Here is a 22,377-nt window from a genome sequence, read left to right as displayed (position 1 = left end):
GGTAGATGCGGACAATTCGGCTGCATAGGTTAACGTTTTCCGCTGCCGACGCCGAATTTCTTTTGGCACCCTGCCCCGCTTCCGCGCTCTAATGGCGCCTCGTCAGGCAATTGCAGACCGTTTTTCGCTATGGATATCCAACGACTCTGGGTCGACGCCCTGGACCTCTGGGGCACCCTCGACCAGCACCCTTTATTGCACGCAGCCCTGGGCCTGGGCGTGCTGCTGCTGATCTCGCTGGTGCTGGGACGCATCGCGCGCTTTCTGGTGCTGCACGCCAGCCGTCTGCTGGCGCGGCAACCGGCGCTGCGCTGGGTCGAAGACCTGCGCCATAACAAGGTGCTGCAGCGCCTGGCACAAACCACCCCGTCGCTGGTGATGCAATTCGGTCTGCGTCTGGTGCCGGAACTGTCCGACACGGCGCAGCATTTCCTCGGCAACCTGGCCCTGGCCTTCACCCTGCTGTTCCTGAGCATGGCCCTGTCGTGCCTGCTCGACGCACTGCTGGACATCTACGCCCGCACCGAGCACGCCCGCACCCGCTCGATCAAGGGCTACGTGCAGTTGGCGAAGATGGTGCTGTGGGTGTTCAGCGCCATCGTCATCGTCGCCACCCTCATCGACCGCTCGCCGCTGCTGCTGCTCTCGGGCCTGGGTGCGATGTCGGCGGTGCTGCTGTTGGTGTACAAGGACACCCTGCTGTCGTTCGTAGCCAGCGTGCAGCTCACCAGCAACGACATGCTGCACGTCGGCGACTGGATCGAGATGCCCCAGGTGGGCGCCGACGGCGATGTGATCGACATCACCCTGCACACGGTGAAGGTGCAGAACTTCGACAAGACCATCGTCTCCATCCCCACCTGGCGCCTGATGAGCGAGTCGTTCCGCAACTACCGCGGCATGCAGCAGTCGGGCGGGCGCCGCATCAAGCGCAGCCTGTTCATCGACGCCACCGGCGTGCGCTTTCTCACCGTGCAGGAAGAACAGCGCCTGTCCGGCGTGCGCCTGCTGGGCGACTACCTCGCCACCAAGCGCAAGGAATTGCACGACTGGAACGAGGCCCAGGGCCTGGTCGAAGAGCTGGCCGCCAACCGCCGCAAGCTCACCAACATCGGCACCTTCCGCGCCTTTGCCCTCGCCTATCTGAAGAATCACCCCGACGTGCACCCGAACATGACCTGCATGGTGCGCCAGATGCAGACCAGCGCCGAAGGTGTACCCCTGGAGGTGTACTGCTTTACCCGCACCACCGCCTGGGCCGACTACGAACGGATTCAGGGGGATATCTTCGATTACCTGCTGGCGGTGTTGCCGGAGTTTGGGTTGAGCGTGTATCAGCAGCCGAGCGGGAGTGATATGCGCTCAGGGCTGGCGGCGCGGGTCGAGCGGATGAGCGAGGCCTGAAAGCACTGACCCTATTGGCGCTGAGGTCGCGTGTTCGATCAAATAGCGCGACACATAACGTGCCGCGCTGGAATCGATCAAATTTTGCGAGGAACAACCTTCAACACGATAAGTGCACCGACGAGACAAACAGGGGCAATACTGAGCATACCCAAATACTTGTTGTCGGACAGTTCGTTGATAAAGCCAATAGCAGAAGGTGCCACGATCCCACTCAGTTGCCCCAGGGAATTGATCGCCGCGATTGCAGCCGCAATAGCAAGGCCATTGAATTTAGTCTGAGGAATAGCCCAGAACACAGGAATCGCAACAAACGAACCCGCCGTTGCCAAGATCAGCGCACTCATGAATAACACGGGGTATTCGGGATAGGTACACGCCAGGAAATAACCGACACTTGCAACGGTCAAGGAAACCCATAGAGGCGTACGACGGTTACCCTTACGATCAGAATATCGTGTCACAACCAGCATTCCAACAAAGGCGAATGCATAGGGGATCCCGGTCAGCAAACCGATCGTCGTCAAGTCTTCAACGCCAGAACGGCGGATGAGATCTGGCATCCAGAAATTGATACCGTATGCTGAAACCTTGACAACGAAATAAATCAAGCCAAGTGCAAGAACCTCCCAGCTCATGAGCACTTTCAGAATAGAGCCGTGCGCTGGCTTGGCCGCTGCTTTAGCATCGCCGAGTTGCTCAATAAGATAGGCTTTTTCCTCTGCAGCAAGCCAACGGGCTGAGCTGATATCTCGATCCAGCTTCCAGACGGTGACGAGGCCGAGCAATACACAAGGGAGACCCGACATCAAGAAGAGCCAATGCCAGCCAGCAAGACCCATGACGCCATTCATATGCGAAAGAATGAAACCGGCGACAGGCGCACCGAGCGCACCTGAAATCGGTCCGGAAAGGAAGAACAGCCCGTTAATGGAAGCCATCTTTCTACGCGGGAACCAGCACGCCAAGTAGAAAAGAATCGCTGGGCCGAATCCAGCCTCCATGACGCCAATCAGGAACCTGAGGAAATAAAGTACATACTCACTCGAGGCAAACATCAGCGCCGCTGTCGCCAAACCCCACGAGATCATGATGCGGCAAATCCAGCTCGGGGCCCCATATTTTTTCAAGCCTATCGTGCTAGGCACTTCGAATAACACATAGCCGACGAAGAAGATGCTTGCTGCAATACCATACGCCGCATCGCTGAGACCTAAGTCCGCCTGCATTTGAGCTTTTGCAAAACTGATATTGATACGATCAAAATAGGAGAAAAAATAACAAACCACCGTTAAAGGCAAGATCCGCCAGGCCACGCGGCGATAGAGCTTCAACTCATCGAGACGTTCCTGACCAGGTGCTGCAATTGCGCTTGAGATGCCCATCGAAGACTCCACTTTTTATTGTTTGAACTTGATATCGCTTATGAAGCCAACGCATGACACGTACGCTGCCCATGCAATAAATCGAACTGCGCTTCACCGCAATTTTTTCTAAAAAGAGATGATTATTTACCAAGAGAGTGACTGCTCGAGTCTATGAACCGACCCATCCGCTGTAAATTTAAAAAAACAACATAGGTTATGAGAAAAATCCGTATCCGTCATCCGACCGATACGGCCGCGAACTGACATGCAACCCATCCGTGTCGCACACGGTACCCGAGCGCCTTCTATCAAAGCGCGTCGCTTTATGGCCACTGTGAATGCGCTGTTCATGGCTCGCTGACAACCCTCACCCGATGACAATCCCCCGGCCCAAGCACCTCTCCGCTCACCGAGCGCACCGCCATCCTCATCACCGGCTCGCCCGATGCGTTATCCAGCAACACCGACCGTGTCTCATGCGGCTCGAACGCGAACCGCTCGCCCCACTGCCGCAGGGCGACCACAATCGGAAAGATCTCGCGTCCTTTCTCCGTCAGCACGTACTCCTTGTAGGCACTGCCGTCCGAAGCCGGACGGATGTCGAAAACCCCCACTTCCACCAATGCCTTGAGCCGCGATGCCAGGATGTTCTTGGCAACGCCCAGGCTTTTCTGGAATTCGCTGAACCGACGCACATCGTCGAACGCATCACGAACGATCATCAGCGACCAGCGATCTCCAATCGCCTCGAGCGACCGGGCGACAGGGCATTCCCGAGGATCGGGCGAAGATATCTCAGCCATTTCTCACCTTCTGAAATAGGGGACTTTTCAAATCACGCGACTTCGTCCCACAAAAATCTGGTTGCAATTTGAAACAGGAATAAACCATGATTTCAAATGGTTTCAATTTGCAACCAGACTACCCGGATGGAAGGCGTTATGACAGCCGAATTCAAGCTCCCAAAGGATCGACCATCGCAACCTCACCCATCGCGGCGGCCATCACCCGCCGACCAGTGTCATGACAAGCACCTCCCTGGCCTGCACCCTTCCCTCACGCTGCTGCTATCGGTGACCTGCGGTTTGGCCGTCGCCAACGTCTACTTCGCCCAACCCCTGCTCGCCTCGATGGCTCGAAGCCTGCACGTCGCACCGGGGCTGATCGGTAGCGTGGTCACGATGACGCAAGTCGGCTATGCGCTGGGGCTGCTGCTGCTCGTTCCTTTGGGCGATCGGGTCGATCGCAAGCGGCTCGTACTCACCCAGACAGCACTCTGCGCCCTCGCGCTCGCGGCGGTCGGCGCGTCGCAGACCTGGCTGATGCTGCTGGGCGCCATGGTGGTCGTCGGTCTGATGGCGGTGGTCGCTCAAGTGCTGATGGCCTATACCGCCGTGCTGGCGACGCCGTCAGAACGCGGACAGGCGGTCGGCACCGTCACCAGCGGCATCGTGCTGGGGATTCTCCTGGCGCGCTTTACCTCAGGGCTGATCGCTGACCTGGCCGACTGGCGCGCGGTTTACGGCCTCTCCTCGGGGTTGATGCTGATACTCACCCTGGTGCTAGCCAAGTGCTTGCCCGACGCCCCGCCGCAGCGACGCGGGAGCACCTATGGTGCGCTGCTCCGCTCCGTGTTCACGCTGCTACTGACCGAACCGGTATTGCAGATTCGGGGATTGCTGGCGCTGCTCGTCTTCGCCGCGTTCTCTGTTCTGTGGACGGCGATGGTGCTACCGCTGAGCGCCCCGCCGCTGTCTTTATCCCACACGTCCATCGGCCTGTTCGGCTTGGCAGGTGTTGCTGGCGCATTGGCCGCCAGGCGGGCCGGCATCTGGGCAGACCGGGGCCTGGGCCAACGGATCAGCGCTATCGCCCTGGTCTTGCTGACGCTTTCATGGCTGCCCATCGGCTTCGCCCAACATTCGCTGATCGCCCTGGTGTGCGGTGTGGTGGTGCTCGACTTCGCCGTCCAGGCCGTCCACGTCACCAACCAGAGCCTGATTTTCGCCGCACGACCGGATGCCCAGAGCCGCATGGTCGGCGCCTACATGCTGTTCTACGCCATCGGCAGCGCACTCGGCGCGGCCGCCGCGACCCAGGTCTACGTGCACTGGGGATGGCCTGCCGTATGCCTGCTGGGCGCCACGATCAGCGCTGCCGCGTTGATCCTGTGGTGCTTGACCGTCCGCAGCTCAACCGCCCGCCCAGGAAGCTCGCAATGAAATTCCGACACCTGCTGCTCGCCATCTCCATCACCGCCATCTGGGGCCTGAATTTCTCGGTGATCAAGCTGGGACTTGCCAGCGTCGATCCCTTCATCCTGGCCGGCCTTCGCTTCACCCTCTGCGCGCTTCCCGCCATCCTGTTCATCCCCAAGCCCGATGTGCCCTGGCGCTACCTGGTGGGGTATGGACTCGCGTTCGGCGTTGGCTTGTGGGGGATGGTCAATCTAAGCATCCAGTCGGGACTGTCGGCGGGCATCGCGTCGCTGGTACTGCAGTTCAGCGCGTTTTTCACCCTTGTGCTGGGCGCCAAGGTGTTCAACGAACAGGTGTCGCGCTACCAGGTGGCCGGAATGATCATCGCCCTGTGCGGGTTGCTCAGCATCGCCTCCATCGTCGACGGCAGCGTGACGATGACGGGCCTGGCGCTAGTGCTGCTGGGCGCATTGGCGTGGAGCGTGGCAAATGTCATCAACAAGAAAGCGCAGACCACCCAAGTGTTTGCGTTTCTGGTGTGGTCCAGCGCGTTCTCTCCCCTTGCGCTGTTCGCGCTCGACTATGCCGTGAACGGCACCCGCGGGTATCGCGCCCTACTCACCCACCTGGACTCGAGCGCCGTGCTATCCATTCTGTTTCAGGTCTACCCCAATACCCTGTTCGGCTACTGGGTGTGGAATTCGCTGATGAAGCGCTACCCAGTCTCGACCATCGCACCGTTATCACTGCTGGTACCGGTGTTCGGTATGGTGGGTTCGGTGATGGTCTTTGATGAGGCGCTTTCATTCAGCAAGATCGTTGCGGTGGTGCTGATCGTGTCGGGGCTGGCGGTTGGGCTTTATGGGAAGCGGATCGTGGATGGGCTGAGGTAGAAGGCTGTTGCGGCACGCCAAATAACGCTCGAGCGCCACACACAGGATAGGCGTGGCGCTCGATAAAGCGGCCGCGTGCCTAGTTCGCGGGCAGGAGAATCACGAAGTTCTTTTTCATGTCTTCCAGCACGGTCCACTTACCCTTGGCGCCCGGCTCGATGATGAACGTGTCGCCAGCAGCCAGTGTGACGGGGGCGCCACCCTCGAGTTCGATGACGCAGCGTCCACTCAGGACATGGCAGAACTCCCAGACTTTATAGTCGATGCGCCACGCACCGGTGCTGGCTTCCCACTCCCCGGAAATGCGACCTTGCTGTTCGTCGTGATAGTACTTGGACGTCAGTGTATGAGGATCGCCTTCCACGACTTCTTCAAAAAAAGGAAGGTCGCGCACCGGCTGGATATCGAGTTCGCGGAACACGGTCAGGGTCTTGTTCATGGTTTGTTCTCGATCAGGTTGTGGTTGGGGCGATACATCAAATAGGCCTCACCGGTTACGCCCAGCATCGGGTGCGGCACGATCTGGCAGGTTTTAACGATCTGAAAACCGTGGCGCTCGTAGAAGCGGCGTGCGCCGTGGTTTTCTGCATAGTCGATCAGGCACAGCCCCTTCAGGCCAGTGTCCTCGGCACGCTGTTGGGCGTGGCGAAGAAACTCAACGCCCAACCCCTGGCTGCGCCAGGCTTCATCCAAGGCCAGGCTGGATATGTACAACGTGTCGGGTATTTCCATGTCGGCATAGGGCGCCAGAACCGGGTCTGTTTCGACAGGCCTGTCAGGGACTTCATGCAGGGCATAGCTATGCATCATGCCGATGACGCGCCCTTCGGAAGTAGCCATCAAGCAGTTTTTATAGGAGAAGTCGCCTTGCTCCCTGGCATAGCGCGACGCACCCACACTCAGCAGTGTTTCTCCAGGTGCGGCGAGCTTGCTCCAGATGTAGTCGGCCATGCCCTCCGATGTCAGTTGAAAGAAACGCGCGATATCGGGTGCGTCCGAGGCTTGAGCGGGTCTGAATTCGATGGGCATGTGCAGTGCTCGCAGGGATCGGATGGGAGTTTTCGGGAGTTACGCCTGTGATGGGGTGGCAGGATAGGTGGGCTCAACGGCTTGCATCATGCTCGGGGCGAACACTGTCGGTATGGCGTGCGACGTTGATCGATGATCGAAGGTACGTGATCGGCTGATGGCTCAGGTTTTGGGAGGTGCGGAAGGTGGTGAGGATAAAAGCCTGCGGACGGAACTTCGATGGCGGCATAGCCGGAATAAGACTGACGCCTCCGTATGAAGATGAGTATTAAGAGCGGCGGGTACCGACCCCAAGCGGTCATTCAGCGTCTGAAAGACAATGCCTATCTACGTATACCTTAGCGAGGGAGAAACTCTTGGACCTTCATGAACAGTTGGCCGAGGTCATGGACGCGACGACCTTCTTGGCTTTCGTCCACGCCCTAGCGGCTGATAAGCGCGCAAACAACGATTGGGAGAATATCAGCGTTGAAGCCTTCCTGGATGCCGCAATATCTTGGGCAGAAGACAGTGAATTTGGTATTCGCCAAGGGCTTCCACCTTCCAACCTGTGGGCGCAGTTCGCGACATTTCTTTACTGCGGAAAAATTTACGAGTAACTGAAGAGCAATTAGGCTTCTGTTGTGGGTTTGCGAGTGGCCTGGCGCCAGAACGCCTTGAAAGCTCTCAGGTAGGCTTCAAAGCTTTGATTAAAGGAGCCAGTATGCGTATCACCCAAGATTTACGTGCAAACGAAATCCTCAGGCTTGAGCATCTCTTGGAGGGTTTTAACTATTCGGTCTGGATCAACACCTATGGGCCCTTTGACCTGGATAGAACGCTTGAAGAGCAACTCGCTTTTTCCACCGGTAACGAAGTGATCATCGGCGGGCAGTCCTGCGTGACCGCAAGCGGGGCTCGCATTGAGGTTACCGAGCAACTGCTGCACGCGGGGGATGGCGGTTACGGCCCACTGGATCTGGATGCAAAACGGTCCGAAATCCTGAGTCTTCTCGAGGACCTATTCACGCATTTGCGCCTAGACCAGGCCAGCACCCTAACTTCATTTTGGCTAACCAAGGGCCATCCGGCATACCCAGTGTTCTGGGACTTCGCTTTCGATATTCAGCAGGGTGGTAAAAGATGGATTTTGATGGGCAGTAGCAGCGATTAGGCTGGGATGGCTAAGCTTTCTGAAGACTTGGCCAAGCCTGCAGCTATGACCGCTTTGGGTCCAGGCTGTGTGAAAACACCTGCGATTGTCTAACCTTCTGATCGTCGAGATCGTGGCGGGGACGATCATGAAGCGGTTCATTGAAGGTGAGGTCCGGACGCAAGTCACGCTGCTGCCGGAGTGCCTGGATGATTACATCACCGAAGAAAACCCAGTTCGGGTGGTCGACGTTTTCGCCGATGAACTCGACCTGGGAGCACTCGGCTTCGAGGGTGTCGATCCGGCTGCAACGGGGCGTCCGGCCTACCATCCAGCAGTCCTGCTGAAAATCTACATCTATGGCTACCTCAACCGGATTCAGTCCAGCCGCCGGCTTGAGCGCGAGACAGAGCGCAATGTCGAGCTGATGTGGCTAACGGGCCGGTTGGCTCCTGACTTCAAAACGATTGCCGACTTTCGCCGAGACAACGGTAAAGCCATTCGCAGCGTGTGCCGGCAATTCGTAGTGCTGTGCCGCAACCTCAATCTTTTCTCTCAGTCGATCATTGCCATCGACGGCAGCAAATTCAAAGCCGTAAATAACCGCGACCGCAACTTCACCCAGGGCAAGATCAAGGCGCGCATACAGCAGATCGAGCAGAGCATTGACCGCTATCTTGCGGCGATGGATTCGGCGGATCGAGCAGCGCCCGAGGTCGCCGAGACCAAGGTTGAACGGCTGAGCGAAAAAATAGAGAAGCTGAAACAGCAAATGACGAAGCTCAAGGACATTGAAGCGCAGCTTCACGCCAGCCCAGATCAGCAAATCTCTCTTACCGATCCTGATGCACGCTCAATGGCCACGAGTGGCCGAGGTAGTGGCACGGTTGGCTATAACGTACAAACAGCAGTCGATGACAAACACCATCTGATCATTGCCCATGAAGTCACCAATGTTGGCAATGACCGAACGCAACTGAGCAATATGGCGAATCAGGCGCGCGAAGAGATCGGCGCTGAGTCGCTGACAGTCGTCGCCGACCGAGGCTGTTACAAAGGTCCGGAGATCCTTGCTTGCGAACAGGCCGGGATCACCACTTTTGTACCGAAGCCGCTGACATCAAGCAGCAAAGCGGAAGGCCGATTCGGCAAGCAGGACTTCATCTACATTGCTGCATCGGATGAATACCGATGCCCTGCGGATCAGCTACTGACTCGCCGGCATTCTTCGGTGGAAGACGGCATGTTGCTGCACTGCTACTGGTTCTCGGGCTGCCAAAGTTGCGCCATGCAGAAGCAGTGTACGACGGGTAAGGAACGCCGGTTAAAGCGCTGGGAGCATGAAACGGTAGTCGAAGCGGTGCAGAACCGATTAGAGCATGATCCCGGCAAAATGAAGGTTCGCCGGCAGACGGTGGAGCATCCTTTCGGAACGCTCAAATACTGGATAGGAAGCACCCACTTCCTGACCAAAACCCTACCGAGGGTAAGCACCGAGATGAGCCTTCACGTGCTGGCTTACAACCTCAAACGAATGATGAGCATCTTTGGCATCGCTGGACTGATTGAAGTGATCAGGACATGAGTCCAAGCGTTTCTTTACGTCCGTATACGGCTATCTGGGCCGCTGCCGAGACCCAGATAGTACAAGCCGCACCTGATACCCGACTGAAGTAAATCTGCACCTACATCTGCTGAATTAACAGGCTGCCCCAGCTTCTTTAGCTACTCGACGTACTTACTTGCGTTTTCACACAGCCTGGAGGTGAACTCATCCCTTGATCCTTAGGCTACACAGCGGTGCCCAATCTATGAGTGCTGATCTACGACTACTCCTTCAGAACGGCCCGCAGTAGATCCGCGTGCACTGCTGTGCACCCAAATTCTCGGCGACCAGCCAGGCCTGCAGGTCGCTAAGGCCGATAGGCAGCATTTGCCAAAATAGGCATGCGCCATGGTACGAGACTTTAAGTAGAGTCAGACTCACGGTTGGCGCCTCTTGCCGTCAGTCAGCAGGCTCTTCCGCGCCAGCTAGGCGCGTCCGGGCCTCGCTGAGCACCGAAGAGTCCAGATGTCCCTGATCCACCAGCGCCTGTAAGGCACTCAGGCATATCGCTTGGCGGTCTACTTCGAACACCCTGCGTAACGTGTGCCGAGTATCGGAGCGGCCAAAGCCATCAGTACCTAGCACCCTGAACGGTGCCTGCACATAAGGTGCGATCAGCTGCGGCCAGGCTCTCACGTAATCGGTGGCGACGATCACCGGCACGGCGCCTGGCAAACAACGTTGCACATGAGTTGGCCGCCTCCCCTCTCCCGTTAGGCGTGCCTGCTCTGCTGATCGGGCGTCACGCTCCAGCTCGCTGAAGCTGGTGACACTCCATACCTGCACCTTGATGCCCCAACTCGCATTGAGTTCCTCCGCCGCTTCCAGCACTTCATTTAGGATGGCACCGCTGCCCAGTAAGCGCACCTCGGGAGCGCCGGCTGAGGCATCGTGGTTTTCGAGCAGGTACATACCTTTGAGCACATCGGATTCGGCACCGGCGGGCAATGGTCGCTGCTGGTAGTTTTCGTTGGTCACCGTTAGGTAGTAGAAAACGTCTTCTTGCGCTTGCAGCATACGCTGCAGGCCGTTCTCTACAATAACCGCCAGCTCCCCGGCAAATGCAGGGTCGTAGGTTACGCAATTGGGTACGGTGGATGCGACTAGGAGGCTGGAACCATCCTGGTGTTGCAGGCCTTCACCGGCAAGGGTGGTTCGCCCCGAGGTGGCGCCGATCAGGAAGCCGCGGCTGCGCTGGTCAGCGGCCGCCCAGATGAGATCGGCGACACGTTGAAAACCGAACATGGAGTAGAAGATGTACACCGGCAGCATGGCCAGGCCGTGGTTGCTGTAGGCCGTGCCAGCGGCGATCCACGCGGCCATGGCGCCCGCTTCGGTAATGCCTTCCTCGAGAATCTGGCCGTCCTGCGCTTCCCTGTAGGACACGATTGAGTCCTGATCCTCTGGCGCGTACAGCTGGCCTGCGGGTGCGTAGATGCCATGTTTGTGGAACAGGTTGGCCATACCGAAGGTGCGTGCCTCGTCAGCGACGATGGGCACGATACGTTCGCCCAGCGGCGCCGAACGCAGCAGCGCACCGAGCATGCGTACGAACGCCAGGGTGGTGGACATCGGCTTGCTCTCAACCTGCCGGGCAAACGCGGCAAAGCTGTCGGCAAGAGGCGGCGTCAACTTTGGCGCCTGGCTACTGCGGCTGGGCAGGTAGCCCCCCAGAGCCTGGCGCCGCGCCTGCAGGTAACGCATCGGCGCGCTATCGGCAGGCGGTTTGAACAGCCGTGCGCTGCGGGCATCGTCATCGCTCAACGGCAGCGCGAAGCGGTCTCGAAATGCCAACAAGGCTTCGTCATCAAGCTGCTTCTGCTGATGGGAGGTCATCTTGCCCTGACCCCAACGTCCCATGCCGTGGCCTTTTTCGGTCTTAGCCAGGATGACCGTCGGGCGCCCCTGGCAGGCCACGGCAGCGCTGTAGGCGGCGTGGATCTTCAGCGGATCGTGACCACCTCGGCGCATGCGTTCGAGCTGTCGATCATCCAGATGGGCAACCAACTGCAACAGCTGTGGATGCTGGCCGAAGAAGCGTTTGCGCAGCGCAGCGCCGTCCAGCGTCGATAGCGACTGGTATTCTCCATCGACGGCCAACTCCAAGCATTGCTGCAGCAACCCTTGTGGGTCCTGGTCCAGGAGTGCGTCCCACTCGCTGCCCCAGATCACTTTAAGCACATTCCAGCCGGCGGCACGAAACACGCCTTCCAGCTCCTGGATTACCTTGCCATTACCGCGCACCGGGCCATCGAGCCGTTGCAGGTTGCAGTTGATCACGAAAGTGAGGTTGCCCAGCCCTTCGCGCGCGGCCAGCCCCAGTGCAGCCAGCGACTCAGGCTCGTCCATCTCGCCGTCGCCGAAGAATCCCCAGACCCGACGCTCGGACGCTTCAGCAAGGCCGCGATGCTGCAGGTATCGCATGAAGCGCGCCTGGTGAATGGCAGTGATCGGTCCCAGGCCCATGGAACCGGTGGGAAATTGCCAGAAGTCGGGCATCGACCAGGGGTGCGGATAGGAACACAGGCCATCGCCCCCGACCTCACGTCGATAGTTGGCAAGTTGGCGCTCACTCAGACGCCCTTCAAGGAAAGCCCGTGCATAAACTCCCGGCGCCGAATGTGCCTGGAAGAACACCAGGTCGGCGCTACCGGACGGCCCGGCGCGGAAGAAGTGATTGAACCCCACCTCGAACAGATCCGCCGCTGAGGTATAGCTGGCGATGTGGCCACCCAGAGAGCCTTCTTGGCGATTTGCCTGCACCACCATCGCCAGTGCGTTCCACCGCACCAGGGCAGCCAGCTCGCTCTCCAGTTGCAGGTCACCGGTGAATGGGGCTTGCTGGCTGTGGTGCACGCTGTTTCGATAGGCAGTGCGCATCGCAGCGGCAGGCTCGATACCATGCCGCAAGCCCTGCCCGATTAGGCGATACAACAGGTAGCGTGCACGTGCCACCCCCACATGGCGGACCACGCCATCGAACGCATCGAGCCATTCCGTGGTTTCTTCAGGGTCGACGTCGGCGGGCAACAGCGGCGCAGCTTCCGTGCGCAGGCACGTGAGACCGGCATCCATGGTCATCTTGTAAATCTCCTCAAGGCAGGTAATCGCAAGGCTTGGCCAGCGCCCTCAGGCCAGCAGGCCACCGTCTACCGCCAGCACCTGGCCTGTCAGGTAGGCCGCGTCATCGGACAGCAGGAACGCCACCACCCTAGCTACCTCCTTGCCATTGCCGAAGCGGCGCATCGGAATGCGTTCGAGCATCTGGGCCACTCTGCGCTCGTTCAGCTTGCGGGTCATGTCGGTGTCGATGAAACCCGGCGCCACGGCATTGCAGCGTACGCCGCGCGAAGCGAATTCGACCGCCATCGAGCGGGTCATGCCAATCAGCCCTGCCTTGCTCGCACCATAGTTGGCCTGGCCCGGTACACCAATCAGCCCCGAAACCGAAGCGATATTCACGATTGCGCCATGGCCTTGTTCGACGAACAGCGGCAGCACCGCCTGGCAGGCATGAAACGCGCTGTGCAGGTTGCCGTCGATCACCGCGTGCCATTGCTCGGCGGTCATGGCCAATGCACTGCGGTCCTGGGTGATGCCGGCGTTGTTGACCAGACCGTCGAGCCTGCCGAAGTGCTCGACACAGCGCTTCACCGCCTGCTCGATAGCGCTTGCGTCGCGGCCATCGGCGCACACCGGCAACACCTGCCCAGGCTTGGACGAGGAGGCCAGTTGCTCGGCCTGTGAATGGCTGCTGAGGTAGGTGAAACAGACATTGCGGCCACGTGCCGCGAGGTCCATGACCATGGCGGCACCCAAGCCGCGTGAGCCACCGGTGACCAGGATGGTTTGCGGGGCGGAAGGAGTGAGGTCGTTCATTCGCGTACCTTCGTTAGCGGTTCAGTCGAAAGCAAAGATTTTGCCGGGGTTGAGAATGTTGTGCGGGTCCAAGGTGCGCTTGATCGCACGCATCATCGCGACGCTCCCCTCACCCGCCTCGTCGAGCAGGTAGCCCTGCTTGTGCAGGCCGATGCCATGTTCCCCGGTGCAAGTACCTCCCAGGCGGATTGCCCTCGCCACCAGTCGATCGTTCAGCGACTCGGCCTGGGCCCATTGCCGGCTGTCTTCAGGGTCCACCAAGTAACCGAAGTGGAAGTTACCATCGCCCACGTGGCCAACCAGGAAGTACGGCAGGCCCGTGGCATTGACTTCGGCTGTGGATTCAAGCAGGCATTCGGCCAGGCGGCTGATAGGCACGCAGGTATCGGTGCTGATCGCCCGGCACCCGGGATGCGATTGAATCGCGGCGAAGTAGGCATGATGACGGGCCGTCCACAGGCGACGACGGTCTTCGGCCTGGGTCGCCCACTGGAATGCCTGCCCGCCCCACTCCTTGGCGATGGCCTGCACCGCCTCGGCCTGCTCCTGCACGCCACTGGCGCTGCCGTGAAACTCCATCAGCAGCATGGGGGCCTCGGGCAGTGCCAGCTTGCTGTGAACATTGACCATGCGCACGGTATTTGCATCGACCAGTTCGATGCGGGCCACTGGAATCGCACATTGAATGACCTGAATCGCTGTGTTCACCGCCTGGTCGAGGCTGCCGAACGAACACACCGCTGCGCTGATCGACTCTGGCACTGGGTGAAGGCGCAAGGTCGCTTCGCTGATGATGCCCAGCGTGCCTTCGCTGCCAACCATCAGGTGGGTGAGGTCGTAGCCAGCGCTGCTCTTCCTGGCCCGGGTACCAGTGCGAATCACCTCGCCATGCGCGGTGACCACCTCCAGCGCGAGAACGTTCTCCTTCATGGTGCCGTAGCGCACCGCATTGGTTCCGCTGGCACCGGTGGCGCACATGCCGCCCAGCGACGCATCGGCGCCCGGATCGATGGGAAAGAACAGACCGCTGCCCTTGAGTGCCTCATCGAGCTGGCTGCGGGTGACCCCGGGTTGCACGGTCACAGTCATGTCTTCGGGGTGAATGGCTAGGATCCGGTCCATCTGGCTGAGGTCGAGGCTGATGCCTCCTTGCACCGCCAGCAGATGGCCCTCGACCGACGAACCCGCGCCATAGGGAATCAGCGGAACCTCATGCGCGCCGACAAGCCGCACAGTATCGACGATATCGGCAGTGCTGCGGGCAAACACCACGCCCTGTGGCAGAGGCGCATCAACATAGGCCGACTCGTCCCTTCCATGTTGCTCCCTGACCGCTCGTGCGGTGGAAAAGCGCTCGACGAAACGCTCCGCAAGCGCAGCCATCAACCCCGGTGTGGCTTCTCGCACGGCTGTATTGGCACAGACCTTGGCAGACAAGCTCATCTCAACTCCTTGTATACGTTCAGCCGTGCGGCGCACGGCACACCTGACGCTGGGCACCGAGGCCGACCACTTCGGCCTCGACCACATCGCCCTCGCGCAGGAAGGGCTGGTCGGGCCGCCCCAGGGCCATGCCGCCGGGGCTGCCGGTCAGGATCACATCGCCAGGGTGCAGAGTCATGAACTGGCTCAGGTAATGCACCAGCCGATCGACGTCGAAAATCATGTCCTCGGTGCTGTCATGCTGCATGATCACACCATTGACCTTGCACACCAATTCGAGGCGCTGCGGCGCAGGCACCTCATCGGCCGTGACCAGATACGGGCCTAACGGCGCGAAGCCATCGAAGGACTTGCCCTTGATCCATTGCCCGCCCCGTTCAAGCAGCCAGCTGCGCTCGGACAGGTCGTTGCCGGTGCAGTAACCGAGAATGCAGGCTCGTGCCTGCTCCGGGCTTGCCAGATACTGCGTACGACAACCGATGACGACACCCAGCTCGACCTCCCAGTCGGTCTTGCTGCCCTCGCGTGGCAACTGCAGCACATCGCAAGGCCCGGCCAGAGCATGCACCGACTTGCTCGACACGATCGGTTCGTCCGGCACCTGCATGCCGGCCTCGCGTGCATGCCGGTGATAGTTCAGGCCGATCGAGAGGATCTGCCCCGGGCGCAACGCCGGGCCGATACGTTCGCGCTGCACGTCCACCTCCGGCAGGCTCCGCCACAGGCGCGAGAAGCGCTCGGCCAGCTCACGCTGAGCCGTGATCTCCAGCGCAGGCCCTGCCCAGTCGTCGACCCAACTGCCCATGTCTCGTACCGAACCATCGCCAGCCAGCGCGCACGGGCGCTCCTGGCCAGCGGCCCCGACCCTCAGCAGGCGCATGTCATGACACCGCTCATGCGACCGCCTTGCGCGGGTCGAGGAAGCGTTCGAAGAATGCGCTTTCCTCATCGCTCATGGTCCGTGGGTAGCGCCCTTCGTAATTGAATGGGGCCATGGTGGTGCTGGCCTGGGCGCACAGGGTGTCGCCATCGCGCACCTCGTACTCGATAGTGACTGCCGCGGCACGGATGTCAGACACCCACATATGGATGTCCACCGGTTCATGTCGGTGGACCAGGGGGCGCTTGTACTCAATGGCATGGCGCACCACCACCGAACCGCCGCTGAAGAACGCGTCGCCCTGCTCGGCGCCCAGGCGCCAGATGAAATCCACCCGAGCCTCTTCAAGCAGGCGCAGGAACGAAACATTGTTGACAACGCCATAGACGTCCATGTCGGACCAGCGCACTGGGCATCGATAAGTGTGCACATTGGCGGGCAGCGGCGCCATGCGGGCGCGGCGAGTATCAGTCGACATTGGCGTTGACCTCCTTGCAGAATGCCTGGATGTAATCGTCCTGCGCGATGGGGGCGCGCAGTAGTTCGGGCGACAAGGCGAAGCCATCGATCAGCGTCGCCACATGCGGACGGACCACCGCACACTGGCGATCGATCACACCCTCCAGCGACAGCGCCTGGCCGGCATCGATCCGATCGTGGGCCAGGAACCAGGCAGCGTCGCGCTGCAGCAGGTTAAGCCCGTAGAGGCTGGCGAGCGCTGCCAGCGCTGCCTTGGTCTGGTCCTGACAGGCATGCAAGGACGCGCCCCACAGCTGCTCCAGGGCGATCCGCTCGCCACGCAGGCGGGCAAGCGCCAGCCCGGGGTTCATGGCATCGTTCCAGGCCTCGAAGTAACCGCGCTCGTCGCCCGCCATGTCCTCGCGGATGGTCTGCCAGAGCTGATGCTCACGGTAGGCCAGTGCCGCGATCAACCACTCTGGTTCGGCCAGATTGCTCACCCGGCCTGGCCGTGCCGGCTCGTCACCCTGCCAATCCTGAGCCAGGAGCTGGCCGGCGACGGTCCCCAGCAGCACCAGGTTGTCGCCTTCGGCCGTCACCAGCCCTTGCAGCAGCGAGCCGTAGTCAGCGATGCGGTTGGTGCTGAAGATGCCTTGCGCGCCACAACGCTCGCGGCACTCGGCGATCACGGCGCTGGCGTCCCAGGTCGCCAGGGCCTTGGTGATATTGATCAGGCTGACCACTTCGGCCGAGGGCTCATCCTCGCAGGCCAGGAAGCGCGCCTTGGCTTCGTTGAGCAGCAAGGTCATCGCGTAGGCGCTGGCCAGGGCCGAGAACATCGGGCGCTGGTAGCTGCGGTATTCGATGACCGGCATGCCGTTGGTCCCCGGCGCGTTGGTCAGGCGCTGCTGGCCATAGCGCAATGCAATGTAGAGGCTGGCCCGGCTGGCGCCAAGGCCGGCACTGGCCACGCAAAGGCGACCGGGGATGATTCGCGACATGGCGCGCAGGAAGCGGGCCCGGGCATTGCCGGAGCCGAGCACGAAGCGGCCATCATCGGCGAAGTGGCCCATGTCCCCGTGCAAAAGGCTGCTGCGGGGCACCCGGACGTTGTCGAACCAGGTCAGGCCATTGTCCAGCCCCTGCACGGGCTTCTCCGGGCACAGCGCGGCGCGGATACCCGGGCACAGCCCTGCTTCAGTCGACAACCTGATTAGGAAGGGGAAGACGCCCAGGTCCTTGCCATCGATCTTGAGCCTGGCCATGACCGTGGCGACCTTGGGGATGTCGCCAAAGCCACTGTAGGACATGTACTTCTGCGCGTGCGCACCCGGTGTGTTGAGCGTGAAGGTCTGGCTCTGCGGGTCGTAGACAGCTTCTGTTTCCAGCGCCGCGACATTGTTGCCGTAGCCCAGCTCGGTGGCCATGTAGGGGCCAAACGAGGTGAGCACGTCGAGCGCCTCGGTAAGCTCGGCGATGTCCTGGCGCCCGTGCGCATGGTCGTACACCGTGCCTAGGCACAGATTGTAATGGACCATCAGCAAGGAGAAGCTGGCGACATCCAGCAGGCTCGGCCATTCCGCCAGGGCGAACAGGCGACGCGGGTTGGCCAGGATCTGCAGTGGGCGCTCCAGCGCCGCATGCACATGCCGACTGCGGGCATAGGCCAGGCGCCCGGCCTGCTCGAGATTCAAGCCTTGGCGTGGGTCGAAGACAGGGTCGAACAGCGCATCACGGATGCTCTGATGGTGGCTTTCAAAGGTACCAGCGAACAGCAGGTCGCGAAGCTCGTCGCGCGCCTGCGCAGTGCTTGGGTGGGTCATGGCTAGTCCTTGCAATGAACGGGCGTCTTCAGGGGGCGAAGACCAGTGAGACGTTCTGTCCGCCGAATCCGAATGAATTGGAAAGCGCCACTTTGATCGGCTGCCTGCGTGGCGCGGCACGTACCAGGTCGACGGTGATCTGCGGGTCAGGGTCTCGCAGGTTGGCCGTAGGTGGCAGTTGCCCGTGCTCCAGTGCCAGCAGCGTGTAGGCTGCCTCGATGGCACCGGCTGCACCCAGCAGGTGGCCGGTGACTCCTTTGGTTGAGCTGACCGGCATGCGGCTGCCGAACACTTCGGCGATGGCCCTCGATTCGACCACATCATTACCTGGCGTTGAGGTCCCATGAGCGTTGACGTAGTCGACCTCTGCGGATTCGATACCCGCATCGCGCAAAGCCCCCTGCATCGCCAGGCGCGCGCCCAACCCCTGCGGGTGCGGCGTGGTGACGTGATGGGCGTCAGCCGATGCGCCATAGCCCAGCAGGCGCCCTCGGCTTCTTGCTCCACGGGCACGGGCATGTGCCGCAGACTCAAGCACGAAGACACCGGCGCCTTCACCGATGACGAAGCCGTTGCGCTGCGCATCGAACGGGCGCGATGCCGTCGCCGCATCAGGGTTGGCGGACAGCGCACGCATGCGGGCAAACGCCGACACGTACAGCGGCGTGATCGGCGCCTCGGCACCACCGGCGACGACGACGTCGCACACTCCGCGGTCGATCAGGTCCTTGGCCATGCCCAGAGCCGACGCGCCGGAAGCACAGGCAGAGCACGGCGCCAGGCATGGGCCACGGGCGCCCAGCTCTATGGCTACCTGCCCGGCGGCCATGTTCAGCAGGCCCATGGGCAGGGTCAGCGACGAGATTTCGTCGGCGCCTTCACTCAACAGCAGCGCATGCTGCTGTTCGAGCGTGGCCGTGCCGCCGGCTCCCGAGCCGATGATCACCGCCACCCGGCTTTCATCGCGCCACTGTCTCGCTTCAAGGCCGGCATCGGCCAGCGCCTGACGCGCCGCGAGTAACGCGAACTGGGCATAGCGGTCCCACTGCCAGGGGTTTTTCAGCCCCAGCAGTGCCGTGTCGAAGCTTGGCACCCGACAGGCAATCTGCACCGGTAAACCCTCAAGGGCTTTGTCCGTAGCCGCCGTTGTATGGCCGGCGAGGATCCGCTGCCAGTTTTCCTCGACCCCGATACCCGCCGGGGTCACCAGACCAATCCCAGTGACCACCACCGAATCAGCGCTCATCACGCTTTACCGTTGACCAGCGCCAGGACGTCACCCACCGTGGCGACGTCCGACAGCTGGGCATCGCTGATCTGCACACCCAGCTTCTTGCGCAGCAACTGCGCAAGGTCGACCTGAGACAGTGAGTCGAAGCCCAGGTCCTCTAGGGAGGCTTCGGGCAGGATACGGCTTTCCTCGATGTTGAAACGTGCGGAGATAGCCTGGGCGATTGCTTCATTGCTAACGGTCATCACATAACTCCTGTTGTTTGGTAAAGCGGGGTTGGAAAAAGCGAGATCAGTCCTGCCACTCGCTGTCGCGGGTATTGAGCTGCGGCCAGCGCAGCACCGTAGAGCCCCACGACAGGCCCGCGCCGAAGGCGCTCACCAGTACGCGCTGGCCGGCCTGCAAGTCGCCGCGAAGTGCAAGGTCGTTGAGCAGCAAGGGAATCGAGGCGGTCAGGGTGTTGCCCAGGCGCTCGATGTTGACGGCGACCTTTTCAGGCTCCAGGCCCAATTCGAAGGCCACGGTCTGCAAGATGCGCACATTGGCCTGGTGGCCGACGAACCAGTCAACCTGCTCCATCGACCACTGCGCCCGGTCGAGCACGGCCTGAGCCGAGGCGGCCATACGCGCAACGGCTTGCTCATAAACGGCGCGACCTTCCATGTGTAGGAAAAACTCATCCGCTGCCACGTTGCCATGACCCAGCCCACCACTGGCCCCGCGCTGCCTCGAGCCACCGGCGGGTATCGCCAGCAAGTCGGAACGGCCGCCATCGCTGCCCAGGTCGAAACAACCGAGCGAGCCAGCCTCCTCGGCCTCACCGCGGCGCAGCACCACGGCGCCGGCACCGTCTCCGAAAATCGGCCGCGTACTGCGGTCATGCGGATTGACGAAGGTGGTGAAGGCTTCGGCGCCGATGAGCAGGACCGTGTCGGCGATACCGGCAGCGATCAGCCCTGCCGCCGTCGCCAGCCCATAGACGAAACCGCTGCAAGCGGACGTCATGTCGTAGGCGGCGATATCGCCGAGCTCCAGCCTGGCGGCTACTTCCGGCGCCACGGCTGGGCAGATTCGCTCCGGGGAGGTGGTCGCGACCACCAGGGCGTCAATGCGACGACCACCCGCCGAAGCGATGGCTCGTGCACCCGCCTTGATGGCCAGTTCACGCACGCCAATGCCTGCACTGACCATGCGCCGCTCACGAATGCCGGTACGCGATTCGATCCACTCGGGGGTGGTATCCAGCCCCTTGGAGATCTCCTGATTGTCAATTGCCTGGGGCGGTAGGCAACCTCCCAGTCCACACAGGATCACAGCCACGATCAACTCCCTTGTTTAGATGATGAATTGCTCAGGCCGGCGCCATGCCGCGCCATTGTCCAGCCGAAATTCATCCCCGCCGCGGCCAGCAGTATGGCGGCGGCGCCAGCCATCTGCAGGATCCCCAGGGGGTGACCGAAGGCAATCCAGTCGACCAGGATTGCGACGATCGGATAGATGTAGGACAGCGCCCCCACCAACCCCGTGGGAATCTTCTGGATAGCGCTGTAAAGCAGCGTCGACATGACGCCGGTATGGACAACCCCGATGATCACCAGGTATGTCCATGTGTCGACCGCAATGTCCACCGTGCTCACATCCACGAAAGGCGCAAGCAACACGACGCCGACCACCATCTGGATCAGCACGATCAGGTGCGCGGGCAGTGCCTTGAGGCGCTTTGTGATCGCCGCCGCAACGGCATAGAAGAACGCCGAGGCTAGTGCCAGGCATATACCCACTAGGTAATCTGAACCCACCGCCTGACCGCCGTGCTTGGCCACGACGATCAGCACCAGGCCGGCAAAGGCCAGCAGCAGCCATCCCACCTTTGCCGCGTTTAGCCGCTCGGCGAAGAACACCACACCCAGGCCGACCAGCATGAATGGCTGGACGTGATAAATCACCGTCGCGATTGCAACCGATGAATAACTGTAGGCACTGAACAACAGCACCCAGTTGAGCATCAGCGCCGCGCCCCCCAGGCACACTAGGGCGAACTGCCTCAGATCCAGCCGCGAGCGCCGAAAGATACCCAGCGTCAGGCACGCGACCAGCATTGCCAGGGCGCCGAACAGGCAGCGCCAGAACACTACCGCCTGCGGCGTTTGCCCGGACATAACGACAAACCAGCCCACCGTGCCGGAGATCATCATGGCCAATATCATCTCTACTGCCCCGCGGGCATGTGGCTTCATCTGTACGGCTTCCTTGCAGCGGGTGATGGCGTAAGCTGCGCCATCTTTATGCTGGCCCAAAGGCCAAAAAAGTGATCGATATAATGAACTTTCTGCCGACATACTGAACAACACATGCCCGGCCGTCAATCCGTTTAAGGATGATTTAAAGAACAAATGAATGACATAACGAACGAATCAGTCGGTAATTCACTAAGCCGTATCGACCTGCTGGCATTGGCAATCAAGCGCGAGCGTCAGCTGGCAGGCCTCTCGGTGACGGAGCTGGCCAAGCGGGCCAGTGTCGCGAAGTCGACGCTTTCGCAGTTGGAATCCGGCATTGGTAACCCCAGCATTGAGACCTTGTGGTCGTTGGCCATGGCCATGGGTTTGCAGGTGACGCGTTTTTTCGAACAGCCCCAGCAGCATCTTCGGGTAATCCGCGCCAACGAAGGGATGACCGCCTATGCCGAAGCGTCCAACTACGCGGCCACCTTGCTCGCCGACTGCCCTGCTGGCGTACAGCGCGATATCTACCGCCTGAAGGTCCAGCCCGGGGAAGCGCGCCTGTCGCAACCGCACCCGCCGGGCACGGTGGAACACGTGGTGTTGTGCAGCGGCAGCGCCAATGTCGGCCCTGCCAACGAGCCCGTGCTGCTGCATGCCGGTGACTACATCAGCTATTCGGCCAACCTGCCGCATGTGTTCGAGGCGTTCGAGGCGGACACCACGGCTGTCATGGTGATCGAACACCCCTGAGCGGACGCGGGCGCGCAGTGCAGTCCCGCTCCCGCCTATCCGGTCTATCGATGATCAA

General features: G+C 60.9%; 21 protein-coding genes. 7 read left to right on the top strand and 14 right to left on the bottom strand.

What is annotated here, in order from left to right:
* The first annotated feature begins 129 nt into the window (after positions 1-129).
* A complete protein-coding gene (locus tag NJ69_RS03405; RefSeq protein WP_039576220.1) occupies positions 130-1,404 on the top strand; it encodes a mechanosensitive ion channel family protein in 1,275 nt (424 codons plus the stop codon).
* A 77-nt stretch (positions 1,405-1,481) separates the two neighbouring features.
* Here NJ69_RS03405 and NJ69_RS03400 read toward each other — a convergent pair whose 3' ends face one another.
* Positions 1,482-2,789 (bottom strand): MFS transporter, encoded by a 1,308-nt coding sequence (locus tag NJ69_RS03400; RefSeq protein WP_039576219.1) that lies wholly within the window; start codon positions 2,787-2,789, stop codon positions 1,482-1,484.
* 329 nt (positions 2,790-3,118) lie between these two features.
* Positions 3,119-3,574: a winged helix-turn-helix transcriptional regulator gene (locus NJ69_RS03395; RefSeq protein ID WP_039576217.1), complete on the bottom strand. Its 456-nt coding sequence runs from the start codon at positions 3,572-3,574 to the stop codon at positions 3,119-3,121.
* A 138-nt stretch (positions 3,575-3,712) separates the two neighbouring features.
* Between NJ69_RS03395 and NJ69_RS03390 the strand changes: the two genes are divergently transcribed.
* Together NJ69_RS03390 and NJ69_RS03385 are read left to right on the top strand one after the other, a co-directional pair.
* Positions 3,713-4,993: an MFS transporter gene (locus NJ69_RS03390; RefSeq protein ID WP_039576215.1), complete on the top strand. Its 1,281-nt coding sequence runs from the start codon at positions 3,713-3,715 to the stop codon at positions 4,991-4,993.
* Positions 4,990-5,862, top strand: a complete 873-nt coding sequence (locus NJ69_RS03385) for an EamA family transporter (protein ID WP_039576214.1) — start codon at positions 4,990-4,992, stop codon at positions 5,860-5,862. The genes NJ69_RS03390 and NJ69_RS03385 overlap by 4 nt, the downstream gene beginning before the upstream one ends.
* 79 nt (positions 5,863-5,941) lie before the next feature.
* On the opposite strand, the gene NJ69_RS03380 is transcribed toward NJ69_RS03385, so the two are convergent.
* Positions 5,942-6,301, bottom strand: a complete 360-nt coding sequence (locus tag NJ69_RS03380) for a cupin domain-containing protein (RefSeq protein ID WP_029612351.1) — start codon at positions 6,299-6,301, stop codon at positions 5,942-5,944.
* Complete coding sequence (locus tag NJ69_RS03375; RefSeq protein ID WP_039576211.1) at positions 6,298-6,891, bottom strand: GNAT family N-acetyltransferase; 594 nt, start codon at positions 6,889-6,891, stop codon at positions 6,298-6,300. The genes NJ69_RS03380 and NJ69_RS03375 overlap by 4 nt, the downstream gene beginning before the upstream one ends.
* 356 nt (positions 6,892-7,247) lie before the next feature.
* Between NJ69_RS03375 and NJ69_RS03370 the strand changes: the two genes are divergently transcribed.
* From NJ69_RS03370 to NJ69_RS03360, 3 genes are all read left to right on the top strand, one after another.
* On the top strand, positions 7,248-7,490 hold the full coding sequence (locus NJ69_RS03370; RefSeq protein WP_029612354.1) for a DUF7660 family protein: 243 nt from the start codon (positions 7,248-7,250) through the stop codon (positions 7,488-7,490).
* A gap of 104 nt (positions 7,491-7,594) precedes the next feature.
* The gene (locus tag NJ69_RS03365) at positions 7,595-8,044 is read left to right on the top strand and encodes a hypothetical protein (protein ID WP_039576210.1); all 450 of its coding nucleotides are present in this window, start codon (positions 7,595-7,597) and stop codon (positions 8,042-8,044) included.
* A gap of 127 nt (positions 8,045-8,171) precedes the next feature.
* The gene (locus NJ69_RS03360) at positions 8,172-9,608 is read left to right on the top strand and encodes an IS1182 family transposase (protein ID WP_039583080.1); all 1,437 of its coding nucleotides are present in this window, start codon (positions 8,172-8,174) and stop codon (positions 9,606-9,608) included.
* Between the two features lie 420 nt (positions 9,609-10,028).
* On the opposite strand, the gene aceE is transcribed toward NJ69_RS03360, so the two are convergent.
* Genes aceE through NJ69_RS03310 form a run of 10 tightly spaced genes read right to left on the bottom strand, consistent with a single transcriptional unit; the run spans position 10,029 to position 21,581 of the window.
* Positions 10,029-12,704, bottom strand: a complete 2,676-nt coding sequence (aceE, locus tag NJ69_RS03355; RefSeq protein WP_052192193.1) for a pyruvate dehydrogenase (acetyl-transferring), homodimeric type — start codon at positions 12,702-12,704, stop codon at positions 10,029-10,031.
* A gap of 54 nt (positions 12,705-12,758) precedes the next feature.
* Positions 12,759-13,508 carry a 3-oxoacyl-ACP reductase FabG gene (gene fabG / locus NJ69_RS03350; RefSeq protein ID WP_052191982.1) on the bottom strand — a complete coding sequence of 250 codons (750 nt, stop codon included), beginning with the start codon at positions 13,506-13,508 and terminating at the stop codon, positions 12,759-12,761.
* A 21-nt stretch (positions 13,509-13,529) separates the two neighbouring features.
* Positions 13,530-14,951: an FAD-binding oxidoreductase gene (locus NJ69_RS03345; protein ID WP_052191981.1), complete on the bottom strand. Its 1,422-nt coding sequence runs from the start codon at positions 14,949-14,951 to the stop codon at positions 13,530-13,532.
* A 19-nt stretch (positions 14,952-14,970) separates the two neighbouring features.
* Positions 14,971-15,831, bottom strand: a complete 861-nt coding sequence (locus NJ69_RS03340; RefSeq protein WP_039576208.1) for a fumarylacetoacetate hydrolase family protein — start codon at positions 15,829-15,831, stop codon at positions 14,971-14,973.
* A gap of 13 nt (positions 15,832-15,844) precedes the next feature.
* Complete coding sequence (locus NJ69_RS03335) at positions 15,845-16,309, bottom strand: acyl-CoA thioesterase (protein WP_080754708.1); 465 nt, start codon at positions 16,307-16,309, stop codon at positions 15,845-15,847.
* Positions 16,299-18,113, bottom strand: a complete 1,815-nt coding sequence (locus NJ69_RS03330; protein WP_039576206.1) for an acyl-CoA dehydrogenase — start codon at positions 18,111-18,113, stop codon at positions 16,299-16,301. The genes NJ69_RS03335 and NJ69_RS03330 overlap by 11 nt, the downstream gene beginning before the upstream one ends.
* Before the next feature lie 28 nt (positions 18,114-18,141).
* Positions 18,142-19,359, bottom strand: a complete 1,218-nt coding sequence (locus NJ69_RS03325; protein WP_039576205.1) for a beta-ketoacyl-[acyl-carrier-protein] synthase family protein — start codon at positions 19,357-19,359, stop codon at positions 18,142-18,144.
* Positions 19,359-19,589 carry an acyl carrier protein gene (locus NJ69_RS03320; protein ID WP_039576203.1) on the bottom strand — a complete coding sequence of 77 codons (231 nt, stop codon included), beginning with the start codon at positions 19,587-19,589 and terminating at the stop codon, positions 19,359-19,361. Before NJ69_RS03320 ends, NJ69_RS03325 begins: the two co-directional genes overlap by 1 nt.
* Positions 19,590-19,635: 46 nt before the next feature.
* Positions 19,636-20,664, bottom strand: a complete 1,029-nt coding sequence (locus NJ69_RS03315; RefSeq protein ID WP_039576201.1) for a beta-ketoacyl-ACP synthase III — start codon at positions 20,662-20,664, stop codon at positions 19,636-19,638.
* Positions 20,665-20,666: 2 nt separating this feature from the next.
* The gene (locus tag NJ69_RS03310; protein ID WP_039576199.1) at positions 20,667-21,581 is read right to left on the bottom strand and encodes a DMT family transporter; all 915 of its coding nucleotides are present in this window, start codon (positions 21,579-21,581) and stop codon (positions 20,667-20,669) included.
* A 156-nt stretch (positions 21,582-21,737) separates the two neighbouring features.
* Here NJ69_RS03310 and NJ69_RS03305 point away from each other — a divergent pair, with 156 nt between their 5' ends.
* A complete protein-coding gene (locus NJ69_RS03305) occupies positions 21,738-22,319 on the top strand; it encodes a helix-turn-helix domain-containing protein (protein ID WP_039576197.1) in 582 nt (193 codons plus the stop codon).
* Positions 22,320-22,377: the final 58 nt, after the last annotated feature.

The sequence above is a fragment of the Pseudomonas parafulva genome (assembly GCF_000800255.1).
Classification (GTDB): Bacteria; Pseudomonadota; Gammaproteobacteria; order Pseudomonadales; family Pseudomonadaceae; genus Aquipseudomonas; species Aquipseudomonas boreofloridensis.
The sequence above is the reverse complement of the archived record's forward strand: the minus strand, read 5'-3'. Positions and strand labels throughout refer to the sequence as shown.

What these genes read in the sequence shown, in the direction of transcription:
- NJ69_RS03405 (WP_039576220.1), top strand. Translation starts at nt 130, where the DNA reads ATGGATATCCAACGACTCTGGGTCGACGCCCTGGACCTCTGGGGCACC.
- NJ69_RS03400 (WP_039576219.1), bottom strand. Translation starts at nt 2,789, where the DNA reads ATGGGCATCTCAAGCGCAATTGCAGCACCTGGTCAGGAACGTCTCGAT.
- NJ69_RS03395 (WP_039576217.1), bottom strand. Translation starts at nt 3,574, where the DNA reads ATGGCTGAGATATCTTCGCCCGATCCTCGGGAATGCCCTGTCGCCCGG.
- NJ69_RS03390 (WP_039576215.1), top strand. Translation starts at nt 3,713, where the DNA reads ATGACAGCCGAATTCAAGCTCCCAAAGGATCGACCATCGCAACCTCAC.
- NJ69_RS03385 (WP_039576214.1), top strand. Translation starts at nt 4,990, where the DNA reads ATGAAATTCCGACACCTGCTGCTCGCCATCTCCATCACCGCCATCTGG.
- NJ69_RS03380 (WP_029612351.1), bottom strand. Translation starts at nt 6,301, where the DNA reads ATGAACAAGACCCTGACCGTGTTCCGCGAACTCGATATCCAGCCGGTG.
- NJ69_RS03375 (WP_039576211.1), bottom strand. Translation starts at nt 6,891, where the DNA reads ATGCCCATCGAATTCAGACCCGCTCAAGCCTCGGACGCACCCGATATC.
- NJ69_RS03365 (WP_039576210.1), top strand. Translation starts at nt 7,595, where the DNA reads ATGCGTATCACCCAAGATTTACGTGCAAACGAAATCCTCAGGCTTGAG.
- NJ69_RS03360 (WP_039583080.1), top strand. Translation starts at nt 8,172, where the DNA reads ATGAAGCGGTTCATTGAAGGTGAGGTCCGGACGCAAGTCACGCTGCTG.
- aceE (WP_052192193.1), bottom strand. Translation starts at nt 12,704, where the DNA reads ATGGATGCCGGTCTCACGTGCCTGCGCACGGAAGCTGCGCCGCTGTTG.
- fabG (WP_052191982.1), bottom strand. Translation starts at nt 13,508, where the DNA reads ATGAACGACCTCACTCCTTCCGCCCCGCAAACCATCCTGGTCACCGGT.
- NJ69_RS03345 (WP_052191981.1), bottom strand. Translation starts at nt 14,951, where the DNA reads ATGAGCTTGTCTGCCAAGGTCTGTGCCAATACAGCCGTGCGAGAAGCC.
- NJ69_RS03340 (WP_039576208.1), bottom strand. Translation starts at nt 15,831, where the DNA reads ATGCGCCTGCTGAGGGTCGGGGCCGCTGGCCAGGAGCGCCCGTGCGCG.
- NJ69_RS03335 (WP_080754708.1), bottom strand. Translation starts at nt 16,309, where the DNA reads ATGTCGACTGATACTCGCCGCGCCCGCATGGCGCCGCTGCCCGCCAAT.
- NJ69_RS03330 (WP_039576206.1), bottom strand. Translation starts at nt 18,113, where the DNA reads ATGACCCACCCAAGCACTGCGCAGGCGCGCGACGAGCTTCGCGACCTG.
- NJ69_RS03325 (WP_039576205.1), bottom strand. Translation starts at nt 19,359, where the DNA reads ATGAGCGCTGATTCGGTGGTGGTCACTGGGATTGGTCTGGTGACCCCG.
- NJ69_RS03320 (WP_039576203.1), bottom strand. Translation starts at nt 19,589, where the DNA reads ATGACCGTTAGCAATGAAGCAATCGCCCAGGCTATCTCCGCACGTTTC.
- NJ69_RS03310 (WP_039576199.1), bottom strand. Translation starts at nt 21,581, where the DNA reads ATGAAGCCACATGCCCGCGGGGCAGTAGAGATGATATTGGCCATGATG.
- NJ69_RS03305 (WP_039576197.1), top strand. Translation starts at nt 21,738, where the DNA reads ATGAATGACATAACGAACGAATCAGTCGGTAATTCACTAAGCCGTATC.